Genomic DNA, 19,422 nt, shown 5'->3' on the forward strand with positions numbered 1-19,422 from the left:
ATTAAAACAGGAAGTAACGCTGGGCCATCGGCAGTACATCCGCTGGCTCGCACCAAAGCAGAACGCCGTCGGCCTTGACCTGATACGTCTGCGGGTCGACATCGATACTCGGCAGGTAGTCGTTGTGGATCAAGTCGGTTTTCTGCACATCGCGGCAACCTTTGACCACAGCGATTTTTTTCTTCAAACCCAACGCTTCGGGAAGACCTGCCTCCTGCGCCGCCTGGCTGATGAACGTCAGGCTGGTGGCGTGCAACGAGCCGCCGTAGCTGGCGAACATCGGGCGGTAGTGCACGGGTTGCGGCGTCGGAATCGAGGCGTTGGCATCACCCATCAGGCTGGCCGCAATGGCACCGCCCTTGAGGATCAATGTTGGTTTGACCCCGAAAAACGCGGGGCGCCACAGCACCAGATCGGCCCATTTGCCCACTTCGATTGAGCCCACTTCATGGCTGATGCCGTGGGTGATCGCCGGGTTGATGGTGTACTTGGCGATGTAACGTTTGGCGCGGAAGTTGTCGTTGCCTTCGCCATCGCCCGGCAGTGGGCCGCGCTGCTTTTTCATCTTGTCGGCGGTCTGCCACGTGCGGGTGATCACTTCACCGACGCGGCCCATGGCCTGGCTGTCGGAGCTGATCATCGAGAACGCGCCGAGGTCGTGGAGGATGTCTTCGGCGGCAATCGTTTCGCGGCGGATGCGGCTTTCGGCGAAGGCCACGTCTTCGGCAATGCTCGGGTCCAGGTGATGGCAGACCATCAGCATGTCGAGGTGTTCGTCGATGGTGTTGCGGGTGAAGGGCCGGGTCGGGTTGGTCGAGCTTGGCAGCACGTTGGTAAAACCGCAGGCCTTGATGATGTCCGGGGCATGCCCGCCACCCGCGCCTTCGGTGTGATAGGTGTGGATGGTGCGGCCCTTGAAGGCGGCGAGGGTGGTCTCGACGAAACCGGACTCGTTGAGGGTGTCGGTGTGGATCGCCACCTGCACATCGTACTGATCGGCCACCGTCAGGCAGTTGTCGATACTCGCCGGAGTGGTGCCCCAGTCTTCGTGCAACTTGAGGCCGATGGCGCCGGCCTTGACCTGCTCGATCAACGGCTCCGGCAGGCTGGCGTTGCCTTTGCCCGTCAGGCCGATGTTCATCGGGAACGCATCCGCCGCTTGAAGCATCCGCGCCAGATGCCATGGGCCGGAGGTGCAAGTGGTGGCGTTGGTGCCGGTGGCCGGGCCGGTGCCGCCGCCGATCATGGTGGTCACGCCGCTCATCAGCGCCTCTTCGATCTGCTGCGGGCAGATGAAATGGATGTGGGTGTCGATGCCGCCGGCGGTGAGGATCATGCCTTCGCCGGCGATCACTTCAGTGCTGGCGCCGATGGCGATGGTGACGTTCGGCTGCACGTCCGGGTTGCCGGCCTTGCCGATGCCGGCGACGCGCCCGTCCTTGAGGCCAACGTCGGCTTTGACGATGCCCCAGTGGTCGATGATCAGCGCGTTGGTGATCACCGTGTCGACGACTTCAGCGGCCAACAGCTGGCTTTGGCCCTGGCCGTCGCGGATGACTTTGCCGCCGCCGAATTTCACTTCTTCGCCGTAGGTGGTGAAGTCTTTTTCCACCTCGATCCACAGCTCGGTGTCGGCCAGACGGACCTTGTCACCGACGGTGGGGCCGAACATGTCGGCGTAGGCTTGTCTTGAGATTTTCATGGGCATGCCTTGAGATTCAATTGATGTTGAGACCGCTCACGGTGCTCGCTATCGCCAGCAAGCCGGCTCCTACAATGGATCGCGTTTCACCCGTCCATCCGCGTGGAATGCAATTCCCTGTAGGAGCCGGCTTGCTGGCGATGGGGCCGGTACAGGCGCTGAATGACCTATAGATTCCCCATGACCCGCCCGGCAAACCCGAACACCCGGCGATGCCCGGCCAGGTCCACCAGCTCGACCTCGCGGCTCTGCCCCGGTTCGAAGCGCACAGCAGTGCCGGCGGGGATGTTCAGGCGCATGCCGCGACTGGCGGCGCGGTCGAAAGTCAGGGCGTCGTTGGTTTCGAAAAAATGGTAGTGCGAGCCGACCTGGATCGGCCGGTCGCCACTGTTGGCGACTTTCAGGCTGACGGTGCGGCGGCCGACGTTGAGTTCGATGTCGCCGGGCTGGATCTGGTACTCACCGGGAATCATCAATGGGCTCCTTGGAGAATCTTGTAGTAGAGGGCGGTCGGCTTGTAACGACCGCTCGGGTCGCAGGCGTAGTCGGGAATTTCTCCCGCACGGGTGTAGCCCAGGGCCTTGTAGAAATCCTCGGCCGGGGAACCGGCTTCGGTGTCGAGGTAAAGCATGCCGCGCTTGTGCTGGAGCGCGGCCTGTTCCAGGGCGCTCATCAATTGTTGGCCCAACCCACGGCGGCGCGCGTGTTCACGCACCAGCAGCTTCTGCACTTCGGCGCGGTTCAAGCCGTTGGCTTTCTGGCACAAAGTCAGTTGCACACTGGCCTGCACTTGCTCGTCCTTGACCACCACCCACAGCAGCACGTTGCCCTTGTTCAGCTCCTCTTGAACGCCATCGAACCAGGCGCGTGCCTGTGTGGCATCCAGATCGGCCATGAACCCGACACTGGCGCCATAGCTGACAGCGTCGAGCAGCAGATCAATCAAACCCTGACGATAGTGCGCAAAGCTTTCAACATTGACGCGGCGCAGTTGGGCGGCGTTCATCGGGCATTACTCCTTGCTGGCGGGCGGCGGTTCAGCGCCAGGATTGAGTGTCAGTTGCATGAAGGTCAGGTCCAGCCAGCGGCCGAACTTGGTGCCCACCTGCGGCATCTGCCCGGTGGTCACGAAGCCGACGCGTTCATGCAGGCGGATGGAAGCGGCATTGCCGCTTTCGATGGCAGCGACCATCACATGCTTGTCACAGCCTTTGGCGCGCTCGATCAACACGTCCATCAATTGCGGACCCAGTCCATTGCCGCGTTGATCGCTGCGTACGTAGACCGAGTGCTCGACGGTGTGGCGGAAACCGTCGAACGGTCGCCAGTCACCGAATGAAGCGTAGCCGAGTACGTTGTTATCGCCGTCGACGATCACCAGGATCGGATAGCGCTGGGCCTGCCGGGCGCTGAACCAGGCCTGGCGGTTGCCGAGGTCCACGGCTTGTTCGTTCCAGATCGCCGTGGTGTTGAGCACGGCGTCGTTGTAGATGTCGCGGATTGCCGGCAGATCGGCGTGCACCGCATCGCGGATGTGGTAAGTCATGGCGCGGCCTCAGGCGATGGGTTGGTGGACGGTGACCAGTTTGGTCCCGTCGGGGAAGGTGGCTTCGACCTGGATCTCCGGGATCATTTCCGGGATGCCTTCCATCACTTGTTCGCGGCTGAGCAGGGTGGTGCCGAAGTGCATCAGCTCGGCCACGGTCTGGCCGTCACGCGCGCCTTCGAGCAGCGCTGCGGAGATGTAGGCCATGGCTTCCGGGTAGTTGAGTTTCACGCCGCGCGCCAAACGCCGCTCGGCCACGAGGCCGGCGGTGAAGATCAGCAGCTTGTCTTTTTCGCGTGGGGTCAGGTCCATCGTTTGGAATCCATCTGGGCAGATAAAAAATCGGATCTGTAAACACATACCTTGTAGGAGCCGGCTTGCTGGCGATGGCGTCGGCACATTCAACAAATCAGGCGCCTGACAGGCCGCCATCGCCAGCAAGCCGGCTCCTACAAGGATCGGTGTTCAGGTGCTCCATATTCTGGGTGGGACGGCTTCTCGACCGAGCAACGCAGGCCTGAGCAATCGCCACAAATCAATCAACCAGCCTCGCGCCAACAGCGCCTCGCTGGCCAGGCACCGAGCCACCAAAAGGCCCGGCAACTGGGTCAAATCCCCGCGTACGTCATTGGGCAGCGAGCGACAGGTTTCCAGCAGTTCACTGTCAATCTCCCCCGTCACCAACAACGTCGCAAACACCGGTTGCCCATCCAGGCCAATCGGCGAATCGAGCAACCCGTCATCCCCGACAATGCGCTGGCGTTCGTGCCAGAGCAACTGGCCGTCGCGGCGGATATCCAGCTGCGCCTGAAAATGCCCGAGGTCGAAGCGCTCGCCACTGGCCGGCCGGCCCAGCGCCACCACGTCCCAGTAGAACAGCCGCGCATCGCCTTCAAGGTCGATGCAGGTGCTGAGCTCCGCTTGGGCGGCGCTGAAAATGATCGTCTCTTGCGGCAACCATTCCAGTGTTGCGCCGGCCGCCACCTTCAAACTCAGCTGCTGATAAGCGGGACCTGCCGCGCGATACCACTTGGCCGCGCCGGGGCTGGTGATTTGTGCCCACGCATCGCGGCCAACGCTGGCCGAAATATCCAGCCGATCACCACCGGCAATCCCGCCGGGCGGATGCACGATGATGTGCTGGCAAACCTCGGGCCCTTCGGCGTACAGATGCTTTTGCACCCGCAACGGTCCTTTATGCCGACGCTGAACCGGGCGTGTACTGTCGCCGAATCGGGCGTAGCCCAGTTCCAGCTCGGCGTGCCAGCTAGGCGTGAACAGCATTGTGTGGGCAGGTAAATTCATGATGTCTAATTATCGTTAGGACGCTACAGATTAGATCGTAACCAAGCCACGCACACCCTCGGCTTCCATATTTTCGCCGCGGCCCTGCTGCACGATCTCGCCACGGGACATCACCAGGTATTGATCGGCCAGTTCAGCAGCGAAATCGTAGAACTGCTCAACCAGCAGAATCGCCATGTCACCGCGCGCTGCGAGTTTCTTGATCACCGCACCGATCTCCTTGATCACCGACGGCTGAATGCCCTCGGTCGGCTCGTCGAGGATCAGCAACCGAGGGCGGCTGGCCAGCGCCCGGCCGATTGCCAGTTGCTGCTGTTGGCCACCGGACAGGTCACCACCGCGTCGTTGCTTCATTTGCAGCAACACCGGGAACAGCTCGTAGATGAACGCCGGGACTTCTTTCGCTTCGCTGCCCGGAAATCGCGACAGGCCCATCAGCAGGTTTTCCTCCACCGTCAGCCGACCGAAAATCTCGCGGCCCTGAGGCACGTAAGCAATCCCGGCATGCACCCGCTGGTGCGGTTTGAACGTGGTGATCGGTTTGCCTTCCCAGTTCACCGCGCCTTCTTTGGCCGGCAGCAAACCCATCAGGCATTTGAGCAGCGTGGTCTTGCCCACACCGTTGCGCCCGAGCAGGCAGGTGACTTCGCCGACCTTCACGTCAAACGTCAGGCCGCGCAGGATGTGGCTACCGCCGTAGTACTGGTGCAGCTTGTCGACTTGCAGCATTCTCAAATCCCTCTCAACTCCTGTAGGAGCCGGCTTGCTGGCGATGGCGGCGAATCAGCCAGCATCAATATCGTCTGACCCACCGCTATCGCCAGCAAGCCGGCTCCTACAGGGGGTTTGTGTTTGCAGCTTTAGCGACCGAGGTACACCTCGATCACCCGCTCGTTATCCTGCACCTGCTCCAGAGACCCTTCGGCCAGCACGCTGCCCTGGTGCAACACGGTGACGTGGTCGGCAATCGAGCCGACAAACCCCATGTCGTGTTCCACCACCATCAGCGAATGCTTGCCCGCCAGGCTTTTGAACAGCTCGGCGGTGAATTCGGTTTCGGCGTCGGTCATGCCCGCCACGGGTTCGTCGAGCAGCAGCAATTGCGGGTCTTGCATCAACAACATGCCGATCTCCAGAAACTGCTTCTGCCCGTGGGACAACAGGCCCGCCGGGCGATTGACCGAGGTGGTCAGGCGAATGGTTTCCAGCACTTCGCTGATGCGATCTTTCTGTTCGCCGCTCAGGCGAGCCCGCAGGCTGGCCCACACCGACTTGTCGGTTTTCTGCGCCAGTTCAAGGTTTTCAAACACGCTCAGGGCTTCGAACACCGTCGGCTTCTGAAACTTGCGACCGATGCCGGCCTGAGCAATTTGCACCTCGCTCATCAGAGTCAGATCGAGGGTTTCACCGAACCAGGCTTTGCCATGGCTGGGGCGCGTCTTGCCGGTGATCACGTCCATCAGCGTGGTTTTGCCCGCGCCGTTGGGACCGATGATGCAGCGCAATTCGCCGACGCCGATGTACAGGTTCAAATCGTTCAGTGCCTTGAAACCATCGAAGCTGACGCTGATGTCTTCCAGGGTCAGGATGGTGCCGTGGCGGGTATTCAGGCCGGGGCCGACGCGCTGCCCGAGGCCGATGGCGTCGCGGCTGGTGCCGGCGTCCTTGTTCGGCTGCGGTGGATAGAAGGCCGGCTCGAGCATGAATTCAGCCGTCGCAGTCACTCTCATTGGTCACCCCTTTTCTTCAGCAGGCCGATCACGCCTTTGGGCAGGTACAAGGTCACGACGATGAACAGCGCGCCGAGGAAGAACAGCCAGTATTCGGGGAAGGCCACGGTGAACCAGCTCTTCATGCCGTTGACCACGCCAGCGCCCAGCAACGGGCCGATCAGCGTGCCGCGACCGCCGAGCGCGACCCAGACGGCGGCCTCGATGGAGTAGGTCGGCGACATTTCGCTCGGGTTGATGATGCCGACTTGCGGCACGTACAGCGCGCCAGCCAGTCCGCACAGCACGGCGCTCAAGACCCAGACAAACAGCTTGAAACCGCGTGGATCGTAACCGCAGAACATCAAGCGGTTTTCGGCGTCGCGCAACGCCGTCAACACCCGCCCGAACTTGCTCTGCGCCAGGCGCCAGCCGATAAACAGGCTCGCCACCAGCAACACCACCGTGGCGAAAAACAACACCGCGCGCGTCCCCGGTTCGGTGATGCCAAAGCCAAGAATGGTGCGGAAGTTGGTGAAGCCGTTATTGCCGCCAAACCCGGTTTCGTTGCGGAAAAACAGGAGCATCCCGGCGAAGGTCAGGGCCTGGGTCATGATCGAGAAATACACGCCTTTAATCCGCGAGCGGAAGGCAAAGAAGCCGAACACCAACGCCAGCAATCCAGGCGCCAACACCACCAGGCACATCGACCAGAGGAAGCTGCTGGTGCCGGTCCAGTACCACGGCAATTCGGTCCACGACAGGAAGGTCATGAACGCCGGCAAGGCATCGCCCGAGGCCTGGCGCATCAGGTACATGCCCATCGCATAACCGCCAAGGGCGAAGAACAGACCGTGACCGAGGGACAGCAGGCCGGCGTAACCCCAGACCAGATCGAGGGCGAGGGCGACGATGGCGTAGCAAAGAATCTTGCCCACCAGGGTCAGCGTGTAGGCCGAGACATGGAAGGCGCTGTCGGGCGACAACAGCGACAGCAGCGGCAACGTCAACAGCAAAACAAGGATCACCGCACCGACGGCAATCGTGACTTTGGGGCCGGCCTTTTGGCTGGCCGTGAGCATCAGAGGCTGGTTCATCAGTCGATCACCCGTCCTTTCAGTGCGAAGAGGCCTTGCGGACGTTTCTGGATGAACAGAATGATCAGCGCGAGGATCAGGATCTTGCCGAGTACGGCGCCGATCTGCGGTTCGAGAATCTTGTTGGCGATGCCCAGCCCGAACGCGGCGAGCACGCTACCGGCCAGTTGTCCGACGCCGCCGAGCACTACTACCAGGAACGAGTCGATGATGTAGCTCTGACCGAGGTCCGGGCCGACGTTGCCGATCTGACTCAGCGCCACGCCGCCAAGGCCGGCGATGCCCGAGCCGAGGCCGAAGGCGAGCATGTCCACGCGCCCGGTGGGCACGCCGCAGCAGGCGGCCATGTTGCGGTTCTGAGTGACGGCGCGCACGTTCAGGCCCAGACGTGTCTTGTTCAACAGCAGCCAGGTCAGCACCACCACAAACAGGGCGAAGGCGATGATCACGATGCGGTTGTACGGCAGCACCAGGTTCGGCAACACCTGAATCCCGCCTGACAACCATGCCGGGTTGGCCACTTCGACGTTCTGCGCGCCGAACACCAATCGGACAAGCTGGATCAGCATCAGGCTGATACCCCACGTGGCGAGCAGGGTCTCCAATGGGCGGCCGTAGAGGTGGCGAATCACCGTGCGTTCCAGCGCCATGCCAATCGCCGCCGTGACGAAAAACGCCACCGGCAACGCGATCAATGGATAGAACTCGATGGCTTGCGGGGCAAAGCGCTGGAACAGCAACTGCACGACGTAGGTCGAGTAGGCGCCTAGCATCAGCATCTCACCGTGGGCCATGTTGATCACGCCGAGCAGGCCGAAAGTGATCGCCAACCCGAGCGCCGCGAGCAGCAGGATCGAACCGAGGGACATGCCACTGAAGGCCTGACCGAGCATCTCGCCGATCAGCAGTTTGCGTTTGACTTGGGCCAGGCTGGTTTCGGCAGCCGTGCGCACATTGGCGTCGGCTTCGACCCCCGGTGCCAGCAGACTCTCCAGTCGAGTGCGAGCCAGTGGATCGCCGGTTTCACCGAGCAGGCGCACAGCGGCAAGGCGTACGGCCGGGTCGGTGTCCACCAGTTGCAGGTTGGCCAGCGCGAGGCTGAGCGCGGCGTGAACGTTTTCGTCGTGTTCGCCAGCCAGTTGCTGGTCGAGGAATTTCAGCTGCGCCGGTTTTGCGCTTTTCTGCAATTGCTGCGCGGCGGTCAGACGGGTTTTGGCGTCGGTGGCGAGCAATTGATGGCTGGCCAGTGCGGTGTCGATCAGACCCCGCAGGCGGTTGTTCAGGCGCAAGGTTTTCGGTTGGCCGTCGATCGTCAACTCGCCTTGTTGCAGGGCGTTGATCAGCTCGACACGAACCGGATCGGGCTGCGCGGCCCAGGCTTCCAACAGTTTTGCTTGCTGTACAGGGTTGGCGGCGACGAAGTCTTCGGCGTCGCCGGCATGCGCGGCCATCGGCAATAAAAATGCGAGGGCGAGAATGAAGCGGTAAAGGGCAGTGGGCATATCAAATGTCCTGGTGATACGCGGACCCTGTAGGAGCCGGCTTGCCGGCGATGGCGGTCCATCAGGCAAACCGTGTGATGCTGATCGCCAGCAAGCTGGCTCCTACAGGTGTTGTGTCGGGGGCGACCCCGACATCCAGTGGCTTAGTTGCTCTTCACCGCATACTCCGGCTTCTTGTCGTTGCCAGGAATGAACGGGCTCCACGGCTGGGCACGGATCGGGCCTTCGGTCTGCCACACCACGTTGAACTGACCGTCCGCCTGGATCTCGCCGATCATCACCGGCTTGTGCAGGTGGTGGTTGGTCTTGTCCATGGTCAGGGTGTAGCCGGACGGTGCAGCAAAGGTCTGGCCAGCGAGGGCTTCGCGGACTTTGTCGACGTCGGTGGACTTGGCTTTTTCCGCTGCTTGCGCCCACATGTGGATGCCGACGTAGGTGGCTTCCATCGGGTCGTTGGTCACTGCTTTGTCGGCGCCCGGCAGGTTGTGTTTCTTCGCGTAGGCTTTCCAGTCGGCGACGAATTTCTTGTTCGCCGGGTTCTCCACCGACTCAAAGTAGTTCCACGCCGCGAGGTTGCCCACCAGCGGTTTGGTGTCGATGCCGCGCAGTTCTTCTTCACCGACCGAGAACGCCACGACCGGAACGTCGGTGGCTTTCAGGCCCTGGTTGGCCAGCTCTTTATAGAACGGCACGTTGGAGTCGCCATTGACCGTGGAGATGACCGCTGTTTTGCCACCGGCCGAGAATTTTTTGATGTTGGCCACGATGGTTTGATAGTCGCTGTGACCGAACGGGGTGTAGACCTCTTCGATGTCCTTGTCGGCCACGCCTTTGGAGTGCAGGAACGAACGCAGGATCTTGTTGGTGGTGCGCGGGTAGACGTAGTCGGTGCCGAGCAGGAAGTAACGCTTGGCTGCGCCGCCTTCTTCGCTCATCAAGTATTCCACGGCCGGGATCGCCTGTTGGTTCGGCGCGGCGCCGGTGTAGAACACGTTCGGCGACATCTCTTCGCCTTCGTACTGCACCGGGTAGAACAGCAGGCCGTTGAGCTCTTCGAATACCGGCAGCACCGATTTACGCGACACCGAGGTCCAGCAACCGAACACCACGGCGACCTTGTCCTGGGTCAGCAACTGACGACCCTTTTCCGCGAACAGCGGCCAGTTCGACGCCGGGTCGACCACCACCGGTTCCAGCATCTTGCCGTTCACGCCGCCCTTGGCGTTGATCTCGTCGATGGTCATCAACGCCATGTCTTTGAGGGACGTTTCGGAGATCGCCATGGTCCCGGACAACGAATGCAGAATACCGACCTTGATGGTCTCGGCGGCCTGGACAGTCCAGGTCATGCCCATCGCGGCAATGCTTGCCGTGAGTGTAAAAGCCTTGATCAAGCTGCGACGCTTCATTGTGCGATCTCCATGAACTTATGAGTTTTCTTGGTTGGCAGATGCGGACTACTGAAGGCTGTTTTGCAAGGGCTGTGCCCAGTCGGAAAAAGGCAGGGAAATGTCGTATTAGAGCGGTTGCGCGGTTGGGGTGGCGCACCATGAAGGATCGCGGCTGGCGCGTTGGTGCGAGGAGATGCGCCACATTGGGGCGGGTGGCGATATTCACCTGTGGGAGCGGGCTTGCTCGCGAATGCGGTGTATCAGATACATAAATGGCGACTGATACACCACATTCGCGAGCAAGCCCGCTCCCACAGTTTTGATCTGTGTGTGTCAGCGGCGGCGCATGAGGCCGATGAAGAACAGGCCTCCAATGGCAGCGGTGGCGACGCCGATGGGCAAGTCTTCGGGGGCGATCAGCGTTCGGGCGGCGACATCAACCCACACGAGAAAAATGCTCCCCAGCAATACGCACACCGGCAGCAATCGCCGGTGTTCAGCCCCGACCAGTCGCCGCGCAATGTGCGGCACCATCAGCCCGACAAACCCGATGGAGCCACTGATCGACACCAGTACGCCTGTCATCAACGACGCAATCAAAAACACCCGCAACCGCACGGTGCGGGCGTTGAGCCCAAGGGTCACGGCCGTCTGTTCACCGGCCATCAACGCGTTCAGTGGTCGGGCCATGCCAAGCAATAAAACCAGCCCGAGCAGCACACTGGCAGCCGGCACCGCGAGCAATTCCCAGCGTGCCAGCCCGAGCCCGCCGAGCATCCAGAACATCACCGCCGAACTGGCGCGGTGATCGCCGAGAAACAGCAGCAGATTGGCGATTGCCATCATCACGAACGACACCGCCACACCGCACAACAGCAGCCGATCACTGTCCAGACGACCGTTGCGGTTGGCGATCATCAGCACGATCAGCATGCTCAGCAGTGCGCCAATAAATGCGGCGATCGGCAACGTCAGCAGGCCGACGATTTCACCGACATGCAGCACCACGATCACCGCACCGAGGGTGGCGCCGGAGGTCACGCCGAGCAGGTGCGGATCGGCCAGCGGATTGCGCGTCACCGCTTGCAGCACCGCACCGATCAGCGCCAGGCCGGCACCGACCAAGGCGCCGAGCAACATGCGCGGTACGCGGATCAGCCACACGATGTGCTCCTGCCCGGCCGTCCAGCTCACCTCGCCAAAACCGAACACCTTGTGCAGCAAAATGCGCCACACCACGTCCACCGGCACCCGCGCCGGGCCGAAGCCCAGCGACACCACGCACGACACCAGCAACAACGCGCCGAGGGCAATCAGCAACAGGGCGTAGCGACGATTGATCATTCGCCGTGGAAACCTTTGGCCAGGGTTTCAACCGCCAGCACGTTGTCGATCCCCGGCGTGGCCTGCACATACGGAATGACGATGAAGCGCTGGTTCTTGATCGCGTCAACCGATTGCAGCGCCTTGTTATCGAGCAGGAATTGCGTCTTCTGTTCAGCAGTAACTTCACCGTAATCGACGATCACGATCACCTGCGGATTACGCTCGACCACGTTCTCCCAATTCACGCGGGTCCAGCTCGCTTCGACGTCATCCAGAATGTTGCTCCCGCCCGCCGCGTCGATCAGCGCTTGCGGCATGCCCAGGCGACCCGAGGTCATGGCGCGGTCTTCGCCACTGTCGTAGAGGAACACCCGGGGTTTGTCCGTCGGCAGATCCTTGCGCACATCAGCGACTTGCGCCTGCATGTCGGCGATCAATGCATTGGCGCGATCCTGCACGTCGAAGATTTTGCCGAGGTTGCGCAGGTCGTTGTAGGTGTCTTCCAGGCTGGCCGGTGGACGCTTCATGACGAAGGCGCAGGACTCGGTCAGCTCATAGACATTGATGCCCAGCGGCTGCAAGGTTTGCGGCGTGAGATCACCGCCCACGCGCATGCCGTAATCCCAACCGGCGAAGAAGAAATCGACGTTGGCGTTGAGCAGGGTTTCCACTGAAGGGTACTTGGCCGCCAGCTCCGGCAGGCCGTCGAGGATGGTCTGCATCTGGGGCGTGACCGACTTCCAGCCACTGACACCGCTGTAGCCGGCCATGCTCGGTTTGAGGCCAAGGGCGAGCATCATCTGCGTCATGTTGATGTCATGGCTGACCGCGTGTTTCGGCGCTTGCGTGAAGGTCACGTCGCGGTTGCAGCTCTGGATCGTCAGCGGATATTTCGTTGCTTCGGCAAACGCTTGGCTACTGCCCAGCAACAGAGCAACGCACAGCAGGGAACGCAAAGTCATGGTTGGGTTATCCAGGTGATTCGTGGGTAGCCGTGCAAAGGGTGTTCATCGATCAGCGCTTCGACGCCGAACACATCACGCAGCAGCGGGGCGGTCAGGACTTCTTTTGGTGTGCCGCTGGCGACGATGCGGCCGTGATTGAGCACGTACAGCCGATCACAGAACGCGGCGGCGAGATTGAGGTCGTGGATGCTCGCCAGGGTGCCGATCCGCAGGCGTTTGACCAGTTGCAGTAACTCAAGCTGATAGCGCGGATCGAGGTGGTTGGTCGGCTCGTCGAGGATCAGCACTTGCGGTTGCTGGGCCAGGGCGCGGGCGAGGATCACGCGTTGTTTTTCGCCGCCAGAGAGCGTGGCGAAAGCGTGGTCTTCGAAACCGTTGAGGCCGACGGATTCCAGTGCTTGCATCGCGAGATTCCGGTCTTCGAGGGTGTCGCCGTCGAACAGGCCTTTGTGCGGTGTGCGGCCCATGGCGACCACTTCATCGACGGTCAGGCCGAAGGCGTCGGGGAACTCCTGCAGCACCACGGCGATGCGTTGCGCGCACCAGCGCGAGGATTGTTTCCAGACGTTGTGGTGGTCGAGCCGGACCTCACCGTTTTCCGGTTTGCTGAAGCGATAGGCGCACCGCAGCAGGCTGGTCTTGCCGCTGCCGTTAGGGCCGATCAACCCGACAAACTCACCGGCGGCCACGTGCAACGAGGCATCACGCAGTTGGAACTGGTGATGACAGTGGCCGTGGCCCAGGGGTGTCCAGGCGAGGTTGGTGAGGTTCAGCGAGGTCATGCATTTACTCGGAGATTTACGGTGATGCGGATGACGCCTTCGCGAGCAGGCTCGCTCCCACATTGGAATGCGATCAAATGTGGGAGCGAGCCTGCTCGCGATGGTAGCGACACGGTTTAAAACTGATAATCAGCGGTGACAAAGAACGAACGCGGCTCCCCCAGGATCCACTGCTGCCCCTCATTGTATTGGCTTTGCGCATACTGGCGGTCAAACAGATTGTTCACCTGCAACCCCAGCGTCGTATTGCGCAGCGCTTTCCATGACAACGTGGCATCGACGACGGTGTAGCTCGGCAGCTCGTTCTGGTTGGCCATGTCGGCATAACGCGCGTCGACGTAACGTACGCCAGCCCCGGCCTTCAGGTCCTCATTGAGTGCTTTGCTCAGCCACAGATTTGCCGTACGCCTGGGCACATCCACCGGACGATTGCCGTTGCGCGACACCGGCACGCCACCGACCACTTCTTCGAAATCGTCGTACTTCGCTTTGACGATGGCCGCGTTGGCCTGCAGTTGCCAGGCGTGTGGCAGTTGCAGATCGAGGCTGGCTTCCAGGCCATTGGACGATTGTTGGCCGACCTGCTGTTTGAGCGTCGGGTTGCCCGGATCGTCGGTCAGCAGTTTCTTTTTGACGATGCGATAAGCCGCCAGCGTCCACTCGCCGCGTTGATCCCAGAACATCTGCTTCACGCCGATCTCGGTCTGTTTCGCCGTGGCCAGGTCATATTGCTGCTGGCTCGGGCTCAGGGAAATCAGGCCGCCGACACCGTCGGTGCTGGTGGCGTACTGACCGTAGAACGAAGTGTCCGGGGTCACGGCGAACACCAATCCGGCTTTCCAGTTGTTGCCGGTCAGGGTCTTGTCGCTCTGGCTGCCATCGACCAGGTTGTCGCGGTCGACGTGCACGTAGTCGCGACGCACACCGGTCACCAGCGACCAGCGCTCGCTCAACTGCGTGCGGTTTTCGGCGAAGGCCGACATCTGTTTGGTGGTGCTCTGGAACTGGTCGCGATACGGATTGGCACTTTCAAAACTGCCACGTTGTGGATGATACAAATCGATCGGCTGGCCATCGGGCAACACGTCATTGAACGGCGAGTTGCTGTCGAGCTGGAAGCGGATGCGGTTGTAATCGACACCGGACACGGTCTGGCTGTCGAGGCCGAACAGTGAGTGCTTGAAGGTGAAGGTCTGACGGTCGCCGACCTGTTCCTGCCGGTGGCCTATGCCGAAATAGCCGCTGCGGCTGAGCTGCTGTGCGTTGCGGTCGAAGTTATAGTTTTCGGCGTTCTGCCAGCGGCGCTGGGCCTTGAGGTAATACAGCTCGTTGCTCGAACTGACGTTCTCGGAAATTTGCCAGTCGCTGGTCAGGCGCGTCCATTGATCGTTGTAGTGCTGCTTGTCGTTGCTGACGTTGTAGTTCTTGTCGCGCAGACCTTCGTGGAAGCGACCGTTGATCAATGGCGTGCCGAAGTAGTTCATCGGGTTCTGGTCGCCGTAGTCGTGGGCGAGGGTGAATGCCACATCGTCCGTGGCCTGCCAGCGCAGGGCCGCGCTGACGAAGTCGCTGGAGGAATCGCCGCGATCGACCCAACCGTTGCTGCGCAGGCGATTGAGGTTCAAGCGGTAGCTCAGGGTATCGCTCAGCGAGCCGCCGCTGTCGAACGCTTGTTGCTGACTGTCGTAAGAGCCGTAACCGAGACGCACGTGGTTTTCGATCTCGCCTTCGAAGGGTTTTTTCGGGATCACGTTGACCACCGCACCCGTCGCGCCTTCGCCGTACAACACCGAAGCCGGGCCGCGCAGCACATCGACACGCTCCACCGACCAGGTGTCGACCGGGAAGGTCACGGTGCCCATGCCGGTGTACATCCGGTTGCCGTCATACAACTGCATCACCGAGTTCTGCCCGGTAAAGCCTCGTGCAGACAACGAGGTCCCGCCGTCGCCCGGCGTGCCGGTGCGGCTGATCCCGGTGCTGCGCGAGGCCGCGTCCTGCACGCTACGGTCACCGCGCGCGCGGATCTGTTCGCCAGTCAGGCTTTCCACACTGGCGGGTGTTTCCAGAGCCGTGAGGTTCAGGCGCGAACCGGCGGTGGTCGGCGTGTCGAGGTTGACGGTTTCGTCGTCAACGGCCGGTGCGGTGATGGTGCCGGCGGGCAGCGTCAAGGATTGCGCGTGGGCGTTGTTGTGCAGGGCGAGCAGGCAGAGGCCGGACAAGAGGTACTTGTTCATCGGGTGGGTGACACTTCTTCCAAAAGAAAACCCGCAGCAATGGCTGCGGGTTGGGCGGTGCATTTGCGTTATACAGTAACACTAAAAATGACCGTGCGATAAGCGCCCGAAGTCTACAGATCCCTCTAATACGCGCATCTCGCCTGTTTCATGATGAAGATGAGGCTGATTCAGTTTGTCGGGTGAATCGCGACAACAGCACTCGATCCAGCAACCAGACCACCACCAGCGAAGCGCCCACCAACGGAAACGCCACTGCCAGCACCAGCATGATTGCTACCCCAGTTTTCCATTTCGGCAGGTCGTGGCGCAGCGGTGGAACACCGAACTTGCCTTGTGGCCGACGCTTCCACCAGATCACCACACCGCTGACGGCACTGAGCAGAATCATCAGGCAGATCAGCAGCACGATGATCTGGTTGAGCACACCGAACATCTTGCCTTCGTGCAACATCACGCCGGTTTCCGTGGCGCGGGCCACGGCGCCGTAATGTTCCCAGCGCACGTCGGCGAGGACGTTGCCGGTGTACTGATCGACGTGCAGAGTGGCATCGTTGCGCGGGTCATCGGCGAACACGGCGATGGTGAATACGCCGGTGGCCGTGGTCGGGAAAGTAATGCTGTAACCCGGCTCGACCTTGCGTTGCACGGCGATGTTCTGCACGTCTTGCAGGCTGATGGTCGGTGCGGCGGGGCCGGGTTGCGCACTGTCGTGGGCCATGTGTTCGGCGTGGTCGCCGGACATCGGCATCGGCGTGTTTTCCATCGCCCATGGCACGGTCTGGCGCGTGGTGGTGTTGAGGCTGCGGGCCTCGACGTCGGACTTGGGCATGTCATTCCACATGGCATCCGGGAACACGTTCCAGACCCCGGCGTATTGCTTGCCCCAGAACCCGGTCCAGGTCATGCCGCTGAGCAGCATCACCAGCAGAAACGCGGCGCCCCAGAACCCGGTGACGGCATGCAGGTCGCGCCACAGCACGCGACCGCGACTGCTCAGGCGCGGCCATAAAATGCCGGCAGCCTGGCCTCGTGGCCACCACAAAAAGACCCCGGAAACCACCAGCACGATGCCCCAGCCAGCGGCCAGTTCGATCAGCCGGTCACCGACCGTGCCGATCATCAACTCGCCATGAATCGCTCGCGCTATCGCTTGCAGATTCTTCTTGGCGTCTTGCTCGCCGAGGATGTCGCCGTGGTACGGGTCGACGAAAACGTTCAGCTCATTGCCGCCATTGAGTACGACAAATTGCGCGCTGCGTTCGGCGTTCACCGGCGGCAGGTATTGCTTGATCGTCGCTTGTGGATACGCGTCTTTCACCCGCTTGAGCAAGTCGTCGGCCGGGATGCTGTGATGGCCGGCCGGGACGTTCATCAGGCTGTCGTACATCAACGAGTCGAGTTGCGGCTTGAACAGGTAAATGACACCGGTCAGGGCCAGCATCACCATGAATGGCGCGACGAACAGACCGGCATAGAAATGCCAGCGCCAGGCCAGGTTATAGAAATTCGGTTTGGGCTGTTTCATCGGTTGTGCTCCGCTTGGCTTGGTACTTTTGTTGTTGTCTTGCAGGTCCTTGTAGGAGCGAGCCTGCTCGCGAAGAACTCGACGGCGCCGCGTTCATTCAGAATGGTCGCGTCATCGTTCACGACCATCGCGAGCGGGCTCGCTCCTACAGGGCAAAGCTTTTAGAAGCTCATATCCACCTTGGTCCAGAGCGTTCGCCCCGGTTCTTTAATGGCCTGCGGGTCATTGGCCGGGTAGCCAAAACCGGCGTTGCCGGCCAGGTTCAAATGCTCGGCGTACGCCTTGCCGAACAGGTTGTCGACGCCGCTGCTGACCTTCCAGTTCTTGTTGATCCGATAGGCGCCATTGAGCGAGAACACGCCGAACCCGGAGGACTTGTCGAAGTCCTTGCCGACCACGTTGCCCTTGTTCTGATCAATGCGGTTTTGCGCCGCGACCACTCGCCACAAGGCGCCGGCGCTCCAGTTGTCTTCGCTGTAGGTCAGGCCGAATCGCGCGTCCAGCGGCGGCATTTGCGGCAATGCCTTGCCGTCGCTGCTGTTCTTGCCCCAGGCGTAGGCCAGGGTTGCGTCGGCCTTCCAGTTCGACGTCAGCCTGTAGGCCGCCCCGAGTTCACCGCCCATGATCCGCGCGTCGATGTTCTCGGCTTGCGAGGTCGTGCCCATCATTCCCGTCTTGTAATTGAACAGGATGTAATCGCGTACCTGTCCGACGTAACCCGAGGCCCAGGCTTCGAGGTCTTCGGTCTTGTATTGCAGGCCGAAGTCGAGCTGGGTGGTTTTTTCGGGCTTGATCGAGTCGAAGGCGTTTACCGAGCCGGCAGGTCCCGAGTTGGGCGAAAACAGCTCCCAGTAATCCGGGAAACGCTGGGTGTGACCTAGGCCTGCGTACAGCGTGGTCGGGCTGTCTGCCAGATCATGCTCGTAACGAACGAAGCCGCTTGGCAAGGTGTCGGCGCGGGTGTCGTCGGCGGTCGGGTTGGCGCGGGTCATCATCCCCGAGCCAGTGGTCTGCCGAAAATCCTTGGCCGAAGCACGGTCCAGGCGTGCGCCGGTAATCAGTCGATCACGGTCGGCGGCGTACCAGGTCAGTTCGCTGAACACGCCGTAGTTATGGAAATCGGCGTCCTTGTTGCGCGGCAGATCCTTGTAGGTGTCGATGCCCATGGCGGCGCGCTTGCGGTGTTCGCTGGTCTGCGCGTCGATGCCGCTGATCAATTGCACATCGGCCCAGCGCCACGTGGCTTTGATCCGCGCGCCCAGGGTTCGGCGATCGACACTGGAAGCCATCGGGCCGGCCATCATCCCGGTGCCGGACGGCGTGCGCAGGGTGTAGTTGTCCATCACGTGGTCGGCGTAGTTGTAGTAGATCTGTGCTTCGACCTTGTCGAGCACGTCGCCGATATTGGACTTCTCGAAACGCAGGCCGAGGCTTTCGCGCTTGAACTGCGCGCCGTCCATGCCGCGTCCGGCGTAACGGGCTTCGCCATCGCCCTTGCCGGCGGTCAGCTCCAGCAGGGTGTCGGCGTCCGGGGTCCAGCCGAGTGCCACGTCGCCATTCCACTTGTCGTAACGCGAGGCCACGGTGTCGTTGTTGCCGTCCCGATAGTCGTCGGAATGCGCGGTGTTGCCGATCACTCGCACGTAACCCAATGACCCGCCGGCAGCGGCGTCCACTAGTTTGTCGAAACGGCCGTTGGAGCCGGCCAGTACGCTGGCATTCACTCGGGTGCCGAGTTCGCCGAAGCTTTCCGGGTCACGGTCGAACAAGATGGTGCCGGCGGATGCGCCCGGCCCCCAAAGTACCGTTTGCGGGCCTTTGATGACGGTGAGTTTGTCGTAGGTTTCCGGTGAGATGTAGGAGGTCGGCGCGTCCATCCGGCCGGGGCAGGCGCCGAGCATCTGGCCGCCGTTGGTGAGGATGTTCAGGCGCGAGCCGAACATGCCGCGCAGCACCGGGTCACCGTTGGTGCCGCCATTGCGCACCAGGGCGAAGCCGGGGATGGTCTTCAAGTAGTCACCACCGTCGCTGGCCGGTACCGGTTGGCGTGGGTCTTTGGGGTTGGTGACGATGGTCAGCGGTGAACTCGGTGCGATGGCGGTGATCACCGTCGGGCTCAGTTCTTCACTGTGGCCAGCATGATCATCGGCCAGCACCATCGGTGTCAGCAGTACGCCGCAAAGAACGGCGGTGGCGTGCCTGAAACGAACGCGCGTTTCGTTCAGGGCAAAAGAAGCTTGGGCGGCGCTCAAGCGTGTGTCAGCAGAAAACCTGGACATGACAATTTCCATCGAACAGTCGTAAACGACACGGCCGGCAGCCTGCGCAATGC

At 61.5% G+C, this 19,422-nt stretch carries 17 protein-coding genes; all 17 read right to left on the reverse strand.

The window, feature by feature from the left end:
- Position 1: 1 nt before the first annotated feature.
- The 17 genes from ureC to PMI32_RS10350 all read right to left on the reverse strand — a co-directional run bounded on the left by ureC (position 2) and on the right by PMI32_RS10350 (position 19,369).
- Positions 2 to 1,702: an urease subunit alpha gene (ureC, locus tag PMI32_RS10430; protein WP_008031192.1), complete on the reverse strand. Its 1,701-nt coding sequence runs from the start codon at positions 1,700 to 1,702 to the stop codon at positions 2 to 4.
- Positions 1,703 to 1,869: 167 nt separating this feature from the next.
- Positions 1,870 to 2,175, reverse strand: a complete 306-nt coding sequence (locus PMI32_RS10425; protein ID WP_008031195.1) for an urease subunit beta — start codon at positions 2,173 to 2,175, stop codon at positions 1,870 to 1,872.
- On the reverse strand, positions 2,175 to 2,708 hold the full coding sequence (locus PMI32_RS10420; RefSeq protein ID WP_008031197.1) for a GNAT family N-acetyltransferase: 534 nt from the start codon (positions 2,706 to 2,708) through the stop codon (positions 2,175 to 2,177). The genes PMI32_RS10425 and PMI32_RS10420 overlap by 1 nt, the downstream gene beginning before the upstream one ends.
- Positions 2,709 to 2,714: 6 nt before the next feature.
- Positions 2,715 to 3,248, reverse strand: coding sequence for a GNAT family N-acetyltransferase (locus PMI32_RS10415; protein WP_008031200.1), 534 nt, complete (start codon positions 3,246 to 3,248; stop codon positions 2,715 to 2,717).
- Between the two features lie 9 nt (positions 3,249 to 3,257).
- Entirely contained in the window at positions 3,258 to 3,560 is a 303-nt protein-coding gene (gene ureA / locus PMI32_RS10410) for an urease subunit gamma (protein ID WP_007907366.1), read from the reverse strand.
- Positions 3,561 to 3,713: 153 nt separating this feature from the next.
- On the reverse strand, positions 3,714 to 4,553 hold the full coding sequence (locus PMI32_RS10405) for an urease accessory protein UreD (protein ID WP_032828893.1): 840 nt from the start codon (positions 4,551 to 4,553) through the stop codon (positions 3,714 to 3,716).
- Positions 4,554 to 4,583: 30 nt separating this feature from the next.
- Positions 4,584 to 5,282, reverse strand: a complete 699-nt coding sequence (gene urtE, locus PMI32_RS10400; protein WP_008031204.1) for an urea ABC transporter ATP-binding subunit UrtE — start codon at positions 5,280 to 5,282, stop codon at positions 4,584 to 4,586.
- Positions 5,283 to 5,413: 131 nt separating this feature from the next.
- A complete protein-coding gene (gene urtD, locus PMI32_RS10395) occupies positions 5,414 to 6,283 on the reverse strand; it encodes an urea ABC transporter ATP-binding protein UrtD (protein ID WP_008031205.1) in 870 nt (289 codons plus the stop codon).
- On the reverse strand, positions 6,280 to 7,359 hold the full coding sequence (urtC, locus tag PMI32_RS10390; protein ID WP_008031207.1) for an urea ABC transporter permease subunit UrtC: 1,080 nt from the start codon (positions 7,357 to 7,359) through the stop codon (positions 6,280 to 6,282). Before urtC ends, urtD begins: the two co-directional genes overlap by 4 nt.
- Complete coding sequence (gene urtB, locus PMI32_RS10385) at positions 7,359 to 8,861, reverse strand: urea ABC transporter permease subunit UrtB (RefSeq protein ID WP_008031208.1); 1,503 nt, start codon at positions 8,859 to 8,861, stop codon at positions 7,359 to 7,361. Before urtB ends, urtC begins: the two co-directional genes overlap by 1 nt.
- Positions 8,862 to 9,004: 143 nt before the next feature.
- Positions 9,005 to 10,270 carry an urea ABC transporter substrate-binding protein gene (urtA, locus tag PMI32_RS10380; protein ID WP_008031211.1) on the reverse strand — a complete coding sequence of 422 codons (1,266 nt, stop codon included), beginning with the start codon at positions 10,268 to 10,270 and terminating at the stop codon, positions 9,005 to 9,007.
- Positions 10,271 to 10,585: 315 nt separating this feature from the next.
- Positions 10,586 to 11,596: a FecCD family ABC transporter permease gene (locus PMI32_RS10375; protein WP_008031214.1), complete on the reverse strand. Its 1,011-nt coding sequence runs from the start codon at positions 11,594 to 11,596 to the stop codon at positions 10,586 to 10,588.
- Positions 11,593 to 12,540, reverse strand: a complete 948-nt coding sequence (locus PMI32_RS10370; protein ID WP_008031216.1) for an ABC transporter substrate-binding protein — start codon at positions 12,538 to 12,540, stop codon at positions 11,593 to 11,595. The genes PMI32_RS10375 and PMI32_RS10370 overlap by 4 nt, the downstream gene beginning before the upstream one ends.
- The gene (locus PMI32_RS10365; RefSeq protein ID WP_008031217.1) at positions 12,537 to 13,325 is read right to left on the reverse strand and encodes an ABC transporter ATP-binding protein; all 789 of its coding nucleotides are present in this window, start codon (positions 13,323 to 13,325) and stop codon (positions 12,537 to 12,539) included. The genes PMI32_RS10370 and PMI32_RS10365 overlap by 4 nt, the downstream gene beginning before the upstream one ends.
- A gap of 116 nt (positions 13,326 to 13,441) precedes the next feature.
- Positions 13,442 to 15,562 carry a TonB-dependent receptor gene (locus PMI32_RS10360; RefSeq protein WP_008031219.1) on the reverse strand — a complete coding sequence of 707 codons (2,121 nt, stop codon included), beginning with the start codon at positions 15,560 to 15,562 and terminating at the stop codon, positions 13,442 to 13,444.
- Positions 15,563 to 15,710: 148 nt separating this feature from the next.
- The gene (locus PMI32_RS10355; RefSeq protein ID WP_008031222.1) at positions 15,711 to 17,090 is read right to left on the reverse strand and encodes a PepSY-associated TM helix domain-containing protein; all 1,380 of its coding nucleotides are present in this window, start codon (positions 17,088 to 17,090) and stop codon (positions 15,711 to 15,713) included.
- A 161-nt stretch (positions 17,091 to 17,251) separates the two neighbouring features.
- Positions 17,252 to 19,369, reverse strand: a complete 2,118-nt coding sequence (locus PMI32_RS10350) for a TonB-dependent copper receptor (RefSeq protein WP_008031224.1) — start codon at positions 19,367 to 19,369, stop codon at positions 17,252 to 17,254.
- Positions 19,370 to 19,422 lie beyond the last annotated feature (53 nt).

Source organism: Pseudomonas sp. GM60, from assembly GCF_000282415.1.
Classification (GTDB): domain Bacteria; phylum Pseudomonadota; class Gammaproteobacteria; order Pseudomonadales; family Pseudomonadaceae; genus Aquipseudomonas; species Aquipseudomonas migulae.